The organism is Micromonospora sp. NPDC050397, assembly GCF_044901685.1.
GTDB lineage: Bacteria > Actinomycetota > Actinomycetes > Mycobacteriales > Micromonosporaceae > Micromonospora_G.
In genome coordinates this window covers 349,287-364,447 of sequence record NZ_JBJDPS010000001.1, presented here as the reverse complement: position 1 = coordinate 364,447, position 15,161 = coordinate 349,287, and the positions used below count along the sequence as shown (strand labels likewise).

Here is a 15,161-nt window from a genome sequence, read left to right as displayed (position 1 = left end):
ACGAACAGGTAACGGTCCAAGATCAAAAAGTGGGCGAAGTAGACGCTCTCGCGCCAAACGGACAGTGACTCGCATCTCACGCATGGTGGCCGTCGGGATGATCTTGATTAGCTGTCGAAGCCTTCGGGCACCCCAACTGTCACAGCGCGCGAAAGTAGCCATTCATGCGTGTATCCACACGTCGCCCACCGAACAAAGTCCTGGCCGGAGCCGTCGCGGCGGCCACCGCGCTACTCGGCGCCGTCGGACTCGTCCCCGCGCCCGCCGCGTCGGCCGCACCGGTCGACGAGCCCCCCTCGTCACTCTCGTCGGTCCTCACCACGGAGCAGGCACTCGCCCAGGCACAGCGCTCGGGCAAGGCGGTCGACGTGGTCGGAGCGACCACCGCCACCGACCTGGTGACCGCGAACGCGGATGGCACCCTGACGCTGACCCGCTCGGCGGTGCCGGTACGCAAACGGGTCGGCGACGACTGGCACAGCCTCGACACCGACCTCGCCCGCGCGACGGACGGCACGATCAGACCAGCCGTCACCACCACCTCGGTCACCTTCTCCGGTGGCGGCACGGGCCCCCTGGCCACCATGGACAACGGCGGACGCTCACTCGCGCTGACCGCACCGATGCCACTACCGGCACCGACCCTCACCGGTGACACCGCCACCTACGCCGACGTCCTGGCCGACGTGGACCTCCAGGTAAGCGCGGACGCCCAGGGCGGTTTCCGGCAGGTTTTCGTCGTGCACACCGCAGCCGCGGCGGCCAACCCCGCGCTGAAGCAACTGACCCTGAGCACCACGACGAACGGGGTCACCCTCGCCGCCGACGACGCCGGCAACCTCACCGCGAGCGACCGTACCGGTCGGCTGGTCTTCACCGCGCCGACGCCCCTGATGTGGGACTCCACCACCCAGGCCACACCGGCAGCCGGCGCGAAGGGCGCCACCCCGAGCCCCACCACCGCAGGAAAGGCCGCGACCGCCAACACGTCGAGCGCCAGCGGACCGGGCCGGGGCGCCCACACGGCCAAGGTCGGCGCCACCGTCCAGGCCAACAAGATCGTCCTCGCGCCCGACCCGAAACTGTTGTCCGGCGCCGACACGGTCTACCCGCTCTTCATCGATCCGAGCTGGTCCTCCTCCGGTGCGAGCAACAACGGCTGGGCAACGGTGGGCAAGCCGTTTCCCAGCACGAACTACTGGAAGAACACCCCGGACCCGCAGGGAAGGATGCAGGTCGGCAACGCCGGCAGCATGTGGTCGCACACCCTCATCAACTTCCCGATCAACACCGCCGTACTGGCGGGCGCGACCATCAACTCGGCCACGTTCAAAATCACCGAGACGTACTCGTACTCCTGCACCGCCACAACGGTGAACGTCTACGCCCCGTCAACAACGCTCTCCTCATCGAACGCGACCTGGAACTACTGGGACGGCGTCGACCTGGGCGGCGTCGCCGCGTCACAAAAGGTCGCGCACGGATACAGCTCGTCCTGCCCGCAGGCCGGTGTGTCCTTCGACGTGCTCTCGACCATCAGATCCGCCGTCAGCAAGAACAAAAAACTCCAGACGTTCGTCATGACCGGCGTCAACGAATCGTCGGACCTCAACAGCTGGAAAGAATTCCTCCAGACCAGCCCCACACTGAGCATCACCTACAACCACACCCCGAACACACCCGGCGGCCTGCACACCTCCCCGGCCACATCCTGCGCCGCCTCAACGCCGACCGCCCTCGGCGACGGCCCGGTATCGCTCTACGCGCCGGTTTCCGACCCCGACGGGGGCAGCCTCGGGGTCGCGTTCAAGCTCTGGAAGACCACCGACGCCAACCAGACGGCCGTCGCCTCGTCCAACCCCGCGAACCTGACCTACACCTCCGGCACCACCGCGGTCCTCAGCGTCGCGCAGGCGACCCTCAAGGCCGCCTCCGGCAACGCCGTCACCCGGTTCTCCTGGAAAGTGCAGGTCACCGACACCCTGGCCACCAGCAACTGGTCGACCACCTGCAACTTCGACTTCGACCCGACTCGAACCGGCGCCCCGAACGTGCCGACGCCCGGTGAGGACACCACCACCATCGGGACGGCCGCCGAGATCACGGTCAACCCACCGGCGTCCGGCACCGTACCCACCGCCTACACCTACCAGCTCAACGGCGGCGCCCCCGGCACGGTCACCGCTTCGACCGGCGGCGCCGCGACCATCGCCGTCACCCCCACCCGCCGCACCAACACGCTGACCGTCACCAGCCTCTCCGCCGCCAGCAACTTCGGGGAAACGGCCACGGTCACCTTCAACTCGCGGCCCGCCACCGCCGCAGCGGACGCCGACCTCACCGGTGACAACGTCTCCGACCTGCTCGTCGCCGGATCAGCGAACGGACTCCCACCGGGGCTCTGGCTCGCCAACGGCAAGACCACCAACGCACTGGCCACCAACGCGAGCAATTTCGGCGCCGACGGACTACTCGGATCCCGCGACCCGGCCGACTTCGGCGGAGCTCAAATCAGCACCGGCCGGTTCACCGGCAACGGCCTGCAAGGCGTACTCGCCTACTACCCCACCGGCTCACGCGCTGGCAGTGGCGCCTACCTTACCGGCAGCGGTGACGGCTCCCCGATGCCGACCGCGCAGAACGGGGTCAGAATCCGCACCGATGACCTGCTCGACGACAACAACCTGAACCCGAACCAGATCGTCAGCGCCGGAGACGCATCCGGCCAACATCTCGCCTGGGCCGACCTGCTCTCCGTCACCGGCGACAGCGACCACGGCTACTACCTGAACTACTACGCCAGCGGCGACGGCACCGCCAACTACCAATGGCCCGTCACCCTCGCCACCGCAACGCCCACCGGCGGCACGGACTGGAACAACTGGACCATCACCAGCGCCGAAACGCCCACCGGAGGAACCGCACTGTTCCTCTGGAACAAGAGCACCGGAGCGCTCTACCTCTGGCAGCGCCTCGCGTTCGACGGAATCGACTTCACCTACACCCAATCACAGCTCGCGAGCGGCTGGAACACCGCCGCCAACCTCGTCCTACGCGCCGCCGACATCAACCGGGACGGCAACCCCGACCTGTGGACCGTAGGCACCGGTGGCCGGGTCACCGCGTACCTGACCAGCAATCTGACGACGACCCCCACCATCACGGCACAACCGACTCAAACCCTCGTCACTTCCGCCCACACCTGGCCGCTTAACGACGGCACCGACAACACGGTCGCGACCAACGCCGCCGACACCACCGGCGGCACACCACTGACCGTCAGCGGACGTCCCATCTGGCACGACGGCGACCTCTACAGCCCCGACCTGCTGATGAACACCTCCGCCAACGGCACCACTCCGGACGGAACCCGTACTGACGTCCTGACCAGCAACAGCACCCTCATCGACACGACAAAATCGTTCAGCTTCTCCGTCTGGGTCAAACCCACCGGTGCCGGCGGCGTCATCCTCTCCGAGGACGGCGCCCACTCGTCCCGCTTCATCCTCTGGGACAACGCCGACGACAACACCTGGCGATTCGGCATGGCCACCGGCGACACCAACGGCTGGGTATACGACCAGGCCGTCGCCCCGGCCGGCGCCCAACTCGGTCTCTGGACCCACCTCGCCGCCGTCTTCAACGCCAGCACACACACCATGTCCCTGTACGTCAGCGGCACCCTCGCTGACACCGCTTACCACAACCCAGCCGTCACCTGGCCCGCCGGCGGCAAGTTCGTCATCGGCCGCTACCTCACCAACAGCGCCCCCTCCTCGTACTACTCCGGACAGATCAGCAACGTCCAGACCTGGAACGCCGCCCTCACTCCCACCGAACTCGGCGCGACCAACACCCAACACGCCCTGGCCGGCGAATGGAAGTTCGACAACGCCACCGGCGGCACCACCGACACCTCCGGCAGCTACCGCAACCTCACCCTTGTCGGCGGCGCAACCACCACCGGGGCCGGCAAGTACGGCCAAGGACTCACCCTCAGCGGCACCAACTACGCCACGGCGGCAAACACCGTCAACAGCACCATCGGCTACACCATCTGTGCCTGGGCCAAACACAACAACACCGACCTGGGCTGGCACGCCATCTTCAGCCAAGAGGCAAACCGCTCCAGCGGTTTCTACCTCCGCACCAACGCCGTCGGAGCGTGGGAGTTCGTCATCGCCACCAGCGACAGCGCGTACGCCGCCGTCGCCGCACCCGGCACCGCCACCCCCAACGCCTGGACCCACCTCTGCGGCGTCTGGGACCCAGGAACCACCCAAATGATGATCTTCGTCAACGGCGCCCTCGCCAACCGGCAACTCTTCACCGGCGGCGTATCCACCCTCGGACCGCTCCGCATCGGCAGCTACAAGTACCTCGACAACAACGCCGGCTTCTTCCCCGGCACCATCGACGACGTCCGCGCCTACGACGGACCCATCACCGACACCGACGAAGTCAACGACATCATGAACGGATACTCCGCAGCCGCACCAGGCACCCAACACGCCCTGGCCGGCGAGTGGAAGTTCGACAACGCCACCGGCGGCACCACCGACACCTCCGGCAGCTACCGCAACCTCACCCTCGTCGGCGGAGCAACCACCGGCAACGGCGGCAAGTACGGCGAAGGACTCGCCCTCAACGGCGCCAACTACGCCACCGCCCCGAACACCCTCAACAGCACCATCGGCTACACCATCTGCGCCTGGGCCAAACACAACAACACGGATCTGGGTTGGCACGCCGTCGTCAGCCAGGAAGCATCCCGGTCCAGCGGCCTCTACCTCCGCACCAACGCCGTCGGGGCATGGGAGTTCGTCATCGCCACCAGCGACAGCGCCTACGCCACCGTCGCCGCACCCGGCACCGCCACCCCCGACACCTGGACCCACCTCTGCGGCGTCTGGGACCCCAACAACAAGAAAATGACCCTCTTCGTCAACGGCGCCCAAGCCGCGACCGGCACCCTCACCGCAGGCGTCGCCGCCACCGGCCCCATCCGCATCGGCAGCTACAAGTACCTCGACAACAACGCCGGCTTCTTCCCCGGCACCATTGACGACGTCCGCGCCTACGTCGGACCCATCACCGACACCAACCAAATCCGGACAATCATGAACGGAAACTAAGCACGGAGTACGACCGATGGGCCGGCGCAAGTGATGCACCGGCCCATCAGTGTTCCTCCGACGCGGACCCGCCTGCACACACACGAAGACGCCACCCTGGGCATCACGACCTCTCCAGGAACGGTCCGCAACGTCCTGAGCAGCACGGATGTCCGCATCCTAGACACACGCTGAGACGGTCGGAGCAGCTCAATGCAGCCGGCCCCACCGGGCGCGGATCGTCATCGGCGCCACCGGCAACGAGTACCTACTGATCCGCCGCACTCAAAAACCGGCGAGTTGCGGTTTTCGCCTATGCTGGTCACCGCACCGGGTGCCGCTCGCCACCCTGATCCGGGTCGCCGGCAGCCGATGGGAAGCTCGGCGACACCTTCCGCGCCATCGGTCAACATGAAAACGCACAACCCTGAATGAACCGGTAGGCGCCGGTCGCTTCCCCCATTATGGCGGCAACCAGTCGAATAAATGGGATGATCGGAACAAGTTACTCGGAGTCACCCTATCCATTTGGAGTCGCCGCCCCGCCTCCGCGTGGTGATGGCTGCGGTGTGCCTGTGGCCTGCGCCACGTACAGGTTGTGCACCCCTTGGTTACGCCACCCTCGTGAGCTTTGGCGACGGGAGAGGGATATGACGGACACACGTGACGCGCAGAATTTCGGCCGTCTGGCCGGTGACATTCAGGGCACGGCCGACAACCGGCCGCCGCTGGTCCTCGTACACGGTCTGAGTTACGACCGGCGGCAGTGGGGGCCGTTGCTGGACGAGCTGGCGACCGTCGACCCGGACCGACAGGTACTCGCCGTCGACCTGCCCGGACACGGGGAGTCGCCACGGTGGGAGAATTACGACCTTGACGAGGTCGTTGCCGCCATCCACACGGCGGTGACCGCCGCCGGACTCACCGCCCCGGTCGTCGTCGGGCACTCGCTCGGCGGCGTGCTGGTGACCATGTACGCGGCGACCTACCCGACCCGTGGCGTGGTCAACATCGACCAGCCGTTGCTGGTGGGGAAGTTCGGCGAGATCCTGCGGCAGGCCGAACCGGTGCTGCGCAGCCCGGCCTGGGGCGAGGTCTGGAACCGGATGCTCGTCAACATGCAGGTCGACCAGTTGCCGCAGCCGGCGCGGGACCTCGTCTCCACAGCTACCGACCCTCGGCAGGACCTGCTACTTGGCTACTGGAACGAGATCTTGACCAAGTCCGCCGAGGAGCTCGGCGAACGCCGGGTCCGCGACCTGGGCGTGATCCGATCCGAGGGTGTGCCGTACCACTACGTGACCGGCTACGAGCCGGATCCGGCGTACCGGGGGTGGCTGAAGTCTGCGCTGCCGGAACTCGTCATCACCGTGCTGCCCGACAGCGGCCACTTCCCGCACGTCGTGCACCCGCGCCAGATGGCCGCGATGCTGGCCGGCTGACCAACCGACCGCAGGACCCACGCCACACAATCGCCGGCCGGGCTCGCGCCCGGCCGGCCCGACGACGGGACACCCCGATGGCTTTGCCGGACCGGCTGCGCGACGACGCCGCGGCCTTGCAGGACGACCTGGTACGACTACGGCGTGCCATCCACCGACACCCGGAGATCGGTCTCGACCTGCCGCAGACCCAGCGAGCGGTACTGGACGAGCTCGCCGGGCTCGGGTTGGAGATCACCCCGGGCAGGTCGTTGAGCTCGGTGACCGCCGTGCTGCGCGGCGGGAAGCCGGGCGCGACGACGCCGGACGGCGAACCCGCTCCCGCGGTGCTGCTGCGGGCCGACATGGACGCCCTGCCGATCACCGAGACGACCGGGCTGGACTACGCCAGCAAGGTGGGCGGCGCGATGCACGCCTGCGGGCACGACCTGCACACGGCGATGCTGGTCGGCGCGGCCCGACTGCTCGGCGCACACCGCGACGCGCTGGCCGGCGACGTGGTGTTCATGTTCCAGCCCGGCGAGGAGGGGTGGAACGGCGCCGCCCGCATGATCGACGAAGGGGTACTGGACGCCGCCGGACCACGGGTCTCCTCGGCGTACGGCATGCACGTGCGCTCGTACGGAACTCCCAGTGGGTTGTTCCGCAGCCGACCCGGCCCGCTGATGGCGGCCACCGCGCAGCTCGGGGTGACGGTGCACGGGGCCGGCGGGCACGCCTCCATGCCGCACCTGACCCGTGACCCGGTCACCGTGGCGGCGGAGATCGTGACCTCGTTGCAGACCCTGGTCACCCGACGTTTCGACGTCTTCGACCCGGTGGTCGTCACGGTCGGTTCGATCCACGCCGGGACCACGTCGAACATCGTGCCCGACACGGCCGAGATCAAGGCAACGGTACGCACCTTCTCGGCGGCGAACCAGACCCGGCTGCGTGCCGAGGTGACCCGGTTGTGCCAGCACATCGCCGAGGCGTACGGGCTGACGGCCAAGATCGAGTACGTCGAGGGCTACCCGGTGACGGTCAACGACAAGCAGGAGTACGAGTTCGTCCGTACCGTGGTCTCCGACGTGCTCGGCGCGGAGCGGTTCGACCAGCTGGCGTCCCCGGTGAGCGCCGCCGAGGACTTCTCCGAGGTTCTCAACGCCGTGCCCGGCTGTTACCTCATCCTCGGCGCGAGTGCCGCCGACGACCCGGCGAAGGCACCGAGCAACCACAGCCCACGCGCGGTCTTCGACGACCGGGTGCTCGCCGACGGCGCGCTGATCCACTCGGAACTCGCGATCCGGGCACTGCGCCGGCACGCGGCCCAGCGGTCAGTCGCGATCTCGGGTGGGTCGACTCCGGGCAAGATCGGGTAACGCACACGTCGCCGGCACCCGCGCTGTCCAGCGGATTCAAGGTCTTCTCAAGGATTGCGACACTCCCACGGTGTTCGATCGGGGGCGCGTTCAACCGGGCGTCAGACCTCGGCAATGAGCGCGCCACCAGCCGTTCACCAGGAGGGCGCCAACCATGACACAAGACCAACGCCCGCGTCGTTGGCTACGGCGTGCCGCAGCCTCGATGGCCACGCTGCTCGTCACAAGCCTCGGGGTCACCGTGTCGGCACCCGCCGCGCACGCGGACACGATCGGCGACTTCACCCTGTCCTGGACGTCCTACCCCGCCGCTGACGCGATCCCGATGGTCAAGGCGTCGATGACCGCCGTCCTCCAGGACGGCAACCACACCGCCGCCTACCGGGGAAGCAGTTGCCGGGGCGCGTTGGGCGAGTCCACGCCGATCGCCTGGTACTGCTTCGCGTCCACGGACGGCAGCAGCCTCCGTCCCGGCCCCGACCTGGACCCGACCGCGTGGATCCCACAGGCGGTCACCACGGTCTCCGACGCCCTCGGTGACGAGAACTGGAACGGGCACGCCGGGCTGATCGTCGGCTGGTACCACGAGGGTTCGAGCGGAGCCCGAATCTCGGTGATGAACACCTCCACCGACGCGTACCGGCACGTGCTGCTGGCGAATCCCTACTGGGACAGCACCCTCGGCCGGTACAACTTCAAGGCCCTCGACAATCTGCACGTCGGCGGCATGGTCTGGTACGGGGACTACCTCTACGTGGTCGACACGTCCTGGGGAATCCGTGTCTTTGGCATGAAGCACATCTATGACCTCGGCGCCTCGACCAACGGCACCACGTCGTGCAGCGGCATCGGCTGGGTCGACACGGACGACGCCGGCACCGCCCCGGACAGCTACTGCGCCTCCACCTACAAGTACGCCATGATGCAGATCGGGTTCTGGCAGCGGCCGACGAAGAGCGAGACGAACAAGTTCTGCCTCGCCTCCGGGGCCCACCCCCGGTTCTCCTACATCAGCCTCGACCGGATCGCGGTGCCCGACCGGCTGATCGTCGGCGAGTACTGCACGGCGGACGACGCGTCCAACGGACGGTTGGTGGCCTACAACATGACCGACCACCAGCCGACCAACGGCGTGCCCGACGCGAGTTGGAACCTCCCGGTTAGCAACGTCCAGGGCGCCGCCACCAACGGCATCAACTTCTATTTCAACCAGAGCCGAGGTAACAGCAACAGCGGCAACCTGCACAAGGCGTTGCCTTCCGGCAGCACCCTTCGTCTCAACGGCGACCCGATCAAGACCCCGATCGGCCCGGAAGACCTCTCCATCTGGCAGTCCACGGGGCACCTCTGGTCGGTGACCGAGCACATCACCAGTGGCTCGTCACCGGGCCGGATGATCTACCTCATGCCCTCGATCTACTGAGCCCAATACCGGCCCACTCAGTCGGTCACGGCCGGCGCCTCACCCCGGGGCGTCGGCCGTAACTGCGGGTCACCCACCCATCATCGACTCGGCTCGTTCGGCCTCAGGGGTTGACGAGCGCCGTACGTCAGCCGGCGGAGCAGTCCCTCGGCCGGTCCGCGCCGTCCGGCTCGGCGCATCAGCTCGGCCAGCAGCACGGTTGCCAGCCAGGTGACGATGGCCAACGCTGATGCTCCGGCGTCACCGAGCCGCCCGCCGAGTCCGAGGCTGTAGGGCGCGAAGAGCGCCACGAATCCGACCGACTGGAGCAGGTAGCAGGTGAGCGACCGCTGGCCGCAGGCGGCGAGCGCGGTGGCCACCGGTCCGGGTGCGTCGGCGAAGCGGTGCGCGACGAGGCCGGCGATGGCGGCGTACGCGAGTCCCCCGGCGATGCCGGTGGCGCCGTGCAGCACGTACGCGGGAATCGCCGTGGCCGTCGTCCAGTCCGTCCAGAGCTGGGCGTCGATCAGCGCCAGCGGGGCACCGCCGAGGATCGTGACGATGATGCCGCCGACGGCAACCCGCGTCAGCAGGGCTCGGTGCCGGCCGGGTTCGTCGAGCAGGCGACGCCGGGCCGCCCAGATGCCGAGCAGGAACGGGGTGACGATGTCCAGGGCCAGCATCGGTCCGAGCCCGGCCCAGACCACCAGCCGCTGGCCGACCGCCTCGATCGGTGACTCGGCGCTGGTGGGTAGCGGCGCCGACCCCATGGTGATGAAGGCCCAGGCCGGGAGCGTCGCGATGGCGGCGTACACCAGGATCCACAGCCCGGCGACCCGGAGCAGCACCCGGTCACGGGCTTGCACCATGCCCACCAGGATCAGCCCGAGCAGCCCGTAGGTGACCAGGATGTCGCCGAAGAAGAGCAGCAGCGCGTGGGCGAAGCCGAACGCGATCAGCCAACGGCTGCGGCGTCGCAACAGGCGACGTACGTCCGGCCAGTCGGCCCCGGCCGCGTACCGTCGGTTGGCAAGCTGGACCAGCCCGTAGCCGAACAGTGCGGCGAACATCGGCAGCGCGCGGCCGTCGACCAGGAGCACCTGGAGGCCGGCAACGACCCGGTCGATCACGGAGCCGTCCAGACGGTAGCCGCGGAATCCGGTGGGGTGGCCGTAGAGGTACATGTGTGCGTGGGCCAGTGCGATGAGCAGCAGCATCGCGCCACGGGCAAGATCGGGTGCGAGCGATCTGTCTGACAGTCTGGTCGCGGCACCGGGCGAACCGGCGGCAGGCTGGATGACGAGTCTGGTCACGTGACACCCCGTTTTCGGAATTGGACCTTCGTGAAGGCACGGCAAAATTGCCGGGTACCTGCACCAGGCCCGGACAACTAGCTACGCACGCGTATCTAATATCGGGAGACGTAAGATACGCAAGCGTGTCTTAACTTGGAGCCGCCTTGACTGAAAAATCGCAAAACGCCACATCTCGGCGCTCCCGGCGTCGAGGAGACGAGCTGCTCCGGGCCATCCACGCGGCGGTGCTCGCCGAGGTGGCCGAGGTCGGAGTCGGCGGGCTCACCATGGAGGGCATCGCCAAACGCGCGGCGACCGCGAAGACCTCGTTGTACCGACGCTGGTCCTCGCCACGAGAGCTGCTGCTCGAGGCGCTCTACGAGGCGCATCCCGAGGAACGACCGTCGCCGGGCGCCGACGACCTGCGCGGTGACCTGATCCGGGCGTTGCAACAGCTCGTCACCTGGATGGTCTCACCGGCCGGGTACGCCGTCATAGCCATCATGACCGAACGGCAACGCCATCCGGAGCTGGTCAAGGCGCTGTTCAACCGGGTCTTCGACGCCCGGGGCACCACCTTCACGTACACGGTGCTGCGCCACTACGCCGAGCAGGGACAGATTGACCCCGATCTGATAACGCCGGTGGTGCGCGACATCGGGGAAGCCCTGGTGTTCAAACATGCCTCTGACACCGACACACTGCCGAACGACGAGCAGCTCGCCGCGATCGTCGACCAGGCGATCCTGCCGGCGATCGGCATCATGCCCGACCGCAGACGCCGGAGGCCGACCCCGTCGACGCACAGCGTGCCAAGCTCCACAGAAGAGCCACGGTCTTAGCCTGGCGCGGTGCTAACGTCTTTCAAGTGATCAGCCGCGATGCCTATGTCGAGAACGCGTCGGCGACGTGGCAGGTGGTCGCCCCCACCAGCCACCGGGACGAGGCATACTTCCGCGCCGACCTGCCGTGGATGACCCGGCTTATCCTTCGCGCACCGATGCCAGCGGAGCAGCTGTCGGTCCTCCTCGACAGCGCACCCTCGGCCAAGAACGTGCTCGTGGAAGACGTGTTCGGTGGCCACGACAACGCACTACCCGTTCCGACCACGCGGGTCCTGCGCATGCCGGTCATGGCCCGCGCCGCGACGCCAGCCGGGTCGGCCGTCACCAACGACACCGTACGCGTCGTCCACGTCTCCGATCTGGACGAGCTGGCGGTAGCCGAGCGCCTGATCGTGGAGGACTTCCCGGTGCCCGCGCTGCTGCCGTGGCGCAGGGGCGTGGCGCTTCCGCCGCACGTGCTCGGCGTCAAAGGGTGGACGGTCTGGCTAACGTATCGGAACGGCGAGCCTGCCGCCGCTGGTTACACGTACGACGACGGCCACGTCGTGGGCCTCTACTGGCTGGTCACGTCACCCGACCACCGCTCGGCGGGACTCGGCCGCGCACTGATGCGTCAGATCATCCAGGCCAACCCGGAACGGCCGATCACACTGGTGGCAACGGACGCCGGGCTACCGCTGTACGAGTCCCTGGGCTTCCAGGTAGTGGCAACGACTACCTGGTACACGCGATCCCCCGTCGAGGGCATTAACAACCACTAGCACCGGAACCGGTCACACCCGCACGTCCGTCGCGGGGACGGTGACCGGTCCGCGCCGCGTACCGTCCGCGCCCTTTGCTGATCATCCGGGTCGTCCTCTGACGCGGCCGAGCCTGGCCACAAGCCGCCCACAGCTTGCGATTCTGGCCGCACCGATTGACCGAACACAGCCGATGTCGTCGATGTGACGGAGGCCCTGGTAGGTGTTGTTGTGATCCTCACCTGGTCCGTCGACCGGGCGCAGCGCCACGGCCACAGTCGGCTCCAGCTCCTGGGCCACGACGTTTCGATCCTCGCCCGGTCCGAGGACCCGGCGCAGCGCTGAAGTTCTGGGCCACCGGTCGCGGTGATGCCCGTTGCGATCCTCACCCGGTCTCGGGACCGGGAGCAGCCCGGACTCGCCGTTGACGCGAAGACGGTAGTTGGCGTTGCGATCCTCGCTCGGTCCAGGGAGCGGGCGCAGCGGTTCACGAACAGGCAAGATAGCAAATTATCGATTCAAGCCATCTCGGTTCATGGTCAGATTTCTTCATTTTATCCAGGTTTACTGGTTCGGAACCCACCGCGTTTCGATGCGAGCTTCGGGTTCCTAGATCACGAACGAGCCAACCCAACCGTCGAGCACCGGGTACTGCCGACCTCACCGGGTTACCTCGTTCGAACGGCAAGAACCTGAAGACGGCGTTGGCCCCGCTTGTCCAGCATGGTCGGCGACATCCGAGCGTCGATCCTCAAGACCTGGTACGCCTCTCCGGAGCGTGCGCCACCCAGCTGCCTCCGCCGCCACATCGTCCGCACCGCAAGCTCGAACAACACAGCGTCATGTTCAGCCCGCTTGGGCGCTGGCGCAGATCACAAAAAACGTCACTCCGCATGTTCTCGCAGAAAACTTCCGTCTTCTTAAGGAGAGCAACAACGGAATGACGTTTTTTGTCGCTGTTGTCGATCGGCACCTGCGGGTCTAGTGCTGCTTTGCCACGCGCACGAAGGCTCGCCAGGCGTGCGGGGTGAAGGTTAGGGCAGGGCCGGTCGGGTCCTTGCTGTCCCGTACGCCGATCACGTCGGGAAGGTTGTCCGCTACCTCCACGCAGTTGCCGCCGCCAGATCCGCTACGACTGGACTTACGCCACCGGGCGTCGGTCAGCTCATGCATTGCTCAGCCTCCTTGACGATGACGGGCGCCCAGGTCGATCAGCCCGTCCTAAACGCTTAGCCCTGCTTCGCGAGCCCTACAAACGCCCGCCAGACGTACGGAGCGAAGATTAGGGTCGGGCCGGTCGGGTCCTTGCTGTCCCGTACGCCGATCACGCCGGGAAGGTTGTCCGCTACCTCCACGCAGTCGCCGCCGCCAGAGCCGCTACGGGTGGACTTACGCCACTTGGCACCGATCAGGTCCATGACGCCACAACTCCCTTCATCAACTCGACTGAATTGCCGGCTGGGCGGGCGTCCCGATCCCGAACGCCCGCCCAGTTCAGCATCGACCCAGGCGAGGCACAAGAAGACGGGGTCTGTCACTCTCGTGGACCGCCTCTGACAAGTGCCTACTACTACCGCTTACTGCTGCTTCGCCAGTGCGACGAACGCGCGCCACGCCTCGGACCCGAAGGTCAGGGTGCCGCCATCGCGGTTCTTACTGTCGCGGACTCCTACAACGCCGGAGAGGTTGTCGGCAACCTCTACACACTGTCCACCCGAACCGTTGCTGCGGCTCGACGTCCGCCACACGGCGCCGGTTAGGTTACTCATCGCTACTCTCCTTGGCGATCATGGCTATAAGGTCGGCCGACCGGATCGGATCCAGCGAGATCGCCTCAAGCGCTCGCCATGCCCTAGCGTACGCCGCAACTTCCGTCGGCTTGTCCAGGTAGAGGGCACCCGTCAGTGACTCGCTGTAGACCGTGGTCGGTTCCGGGGTCCGGATCCCGATCGCAGGGAAGTCTAGGATGACAAACCCTCCGCCGGTTAACGCGTAGTTGATCCCGGCGGTCCGCGTCGGCACCACCCGGATGACCGCAGCACCCCGGGCTATTTGCTCGCTGAGGTGAACAAGCTGCTGGGGCATGGCCGGGTCCTTCCGGCGCAGCACGATCTCATCGAGGATAACTTCGAGCTTTGGCGGAGCGGGTGACCTGCGGGCGAGGATCTGTTGGCGCTCCATTCGGACCGTGACCAGTCGGTCGACCTCCTGGCCGGGGGTGTCCGGGTTGGAGCAAAGCAGAGATTCGGCGTACTCCTTCGTCTGCAGTAGGCCCGGAAGTGAGGCCGGCTCCCAGTGTCGCAGCCGTGAGGCGGCTGCCTCCAGCCCGACGTACAGCTCGAACCAAGCGGGGATGGCGTCGCCGTAGGCGTGCCACCAGCCCTTGGCTTTGGTCTCGGCGGCCAACGCGATCAGTACCGATGCCATCTCCGGTGGCGTGCCGTACGTGGTGCACATGGCTACGACGTCAGCTTTACGCACGGCTGTCTGTCCGCCCTCGATGCGGTACATGGTGGCCCGCGAGACTTCCAACTCCTTCGCGGACGCCTCCAGCGAGAGCCCTGCCTGCTCTCGCGCCTGCCTCAGGTATCGCCCTAGCTGCCTGCGTGGAACGGACGATCCGGCATCAGTCATTCGGACTCCTGTCTCAGGATGACGCAACCATCACAGCGAGCATGAGACTGTTCGCCAGTGGCTGCTGCGAAAGCAACGCCATCTCTGAACTGTCTCAGTCAGGACGATTGCACGCATCGACCCTCGCCGACAAGGTGTGACTCAGACAGGCCCGCTCGGATCCATCCACCTCGTTCCCCGAGAAGCAGGACGGGCGGGACTGCGCGGGGCCGTTCCCTTCCCCATCGGAACGGCCCCGTTCCAACATCGACATGGAGGCACGCCGTGCACAAGAACGAGGACAAGACAACATCACCCGTGGACAATCCGCGCACTGATGAGCGGACGC

The 15,161-nt window shown here is 67.0% G+C and carries 11 protein-coding genes; 6 read left to right on the top strand and 5 right to left on the bottom strand.

The window, feature by feature from the left end; genetic code table 11:
* Positions 1-164 precede the first annotated feature (164 nt).
* From ACI2K4_RS01415 to ACI2K4_RS01400, 4 genes are all read left to right on the top strand, one after another.
* Positions 165-5,135 carry a LamG-like jellyroll fold domain-containing protein gene (locus tag ACI2K4_RS01415; protein WP_404507872.1) on the top strand — a complete coding sequence of 1,657 codons (4,971 nt, stop codon included), beginning with the start codon at positions 165-167 and terminating at the stop codon, positions 5,133-5,135.
* Positions 5,136-5,764: 629 nt separating this feature from the next.
* Positions 5,765-6,556, top strand: a complete 792-nt coding sequence (locus ACI2K4_RS01410; RefSeq protein WP_404507871.1) for an alpha/beta fold hydrolase — start codon at positions 5,765-5,767, stop codon at positions 6,554-6,556.
* Positions 6,557-6,633: 77 nt separating this feature from the next.
* The gene (locus tag ACI2K4_RS01405; RefSeq protein WP_404507869.1) at positions 6,634-7,917 is read left to right on the top strand and encodes a M20 family metallopeptidase; all 1,284 of its coding nucleotides are present in this window, start codon (positions 6,634-6,636) and stop codon (positions 7,915-7,917) included.
* Positions 7,918-8,071: 154 nt separating this feature from the next.
* Positions 8,072-9,340, top strand: a complete 1,269-nt coding sequence (locus ACI2K4_RS01400) for a hypothetical protein (protein ID WP_404507868.1) — start codon at positions 8,072-8,074, stop codon at positions 9,338-9,340.
* An 80-nt stretch (positions 9,341-9,420) separates the two neighbouring features.
* Here ACI2K4_RS01400 and ACI2K4_RS01395 read toward each other — a convergent pair whose 3' ends face one another.
* On the bottom strand, positions 9,421-10,632 hold the full coding sequence (locus tag ACI2K4_RS01395; protein ID WP_404507867.1) for a DUF418 domain-containing protein: 1,212 nt from the start codon (positions 10,630-10,632) through the stop codon (positions 9,421-9,423).
* Positions 10,633-10,778: 146 nt separating this feature from the next.
* Between ACI2K4_RS01395 and ACI2K4_RS01390 the strand changes: the two genes are divergently transcribed.
* On the top strand, positions 10,779-11,456 hold the full coding sequence (locus tag ACI2K4_RS01390) for a TetR/AcrR family transcriptional regulator (protein ID WP_404507866.1): 678 nt from the start codon (positions 10,779-10,781) through the stop codon (positions 11,454-11,456).
* Positions 11,457-11,482: 26 nt separating this feature from the next.
* The gene (locus tag ACI2K4_RS01385; RefSeq protein ID WP_404507865.1) at positions 11,483-12,220 is read left to right on the top strand and encodes a GNAT family N-acetyltransferase; all 738 of its coding nucleotides are present in this window, start codon (positions 11,483-11,485) and stop codon (positions 12,218-12,220) included.
* 960 nt (positions 12,221-13,180) lie between these two features.
* Here ACI2K4_RS01385 and ACI2K4_RS01380 read toward each other — a convergent pair.
* The 4 genes from ACI2K4_RS01380 to ACI2K4_RS01365 all read right to left on the bottom strand — a co-directional run bounded on the left by ACI2K4_RS01380 (position 13,181) and on the right by ACI2K4_RS01365 (position 14,833).
* A complete protein-coding gene (locus ACI2K4_RS01380) occupies positions 13,181-13,372 on the bottom strand; it encodes a DUF397 domain-containing protein (RefSeq protein WP_404507864.1) in 192 nt (63 codons plus the stop codon).
* Positions 13,373-13,428: 56 nt separating this feature from the next.
* Complete coding sequence (locus ACI2K4_RS01375; RefSeq protein ID WP_404507862.1) at positions 13,429-13,617, bottom strand: DUF397 domain-containing protein; 189 nt, start codon at positions 13,615-13,617, stop codon at positions 13,429-13,431.
* Between the two features lie 159 nt (positions 13,618-13,776).
* Positions 13,777-13,968, bottom strand: coding sequence for a DUF397 domain-containing protein (locus ACI2K4_RS01370; protein ID WP_404507861.1), 192 nt, complete (start codon positions 13,966-13,968; stop codon positions 13,777-13,779).
* Entirely contained in the window at positions 13,961-14,833 is an 873-nt protein-coding gene (locus ACI2K4_RS01365) for a helix-turn-helix domain-containing protein (RefSeq protein WP_404507859.1), read from the bottom strand. The genes ACI2K4_RS01370 and ACI2K4_RS01365 overlap by 8 nt, the downstream gene beginning before the upstream one ends.
* Positions 14,834-15,161 lie beyond the last annotated feature (328 nt).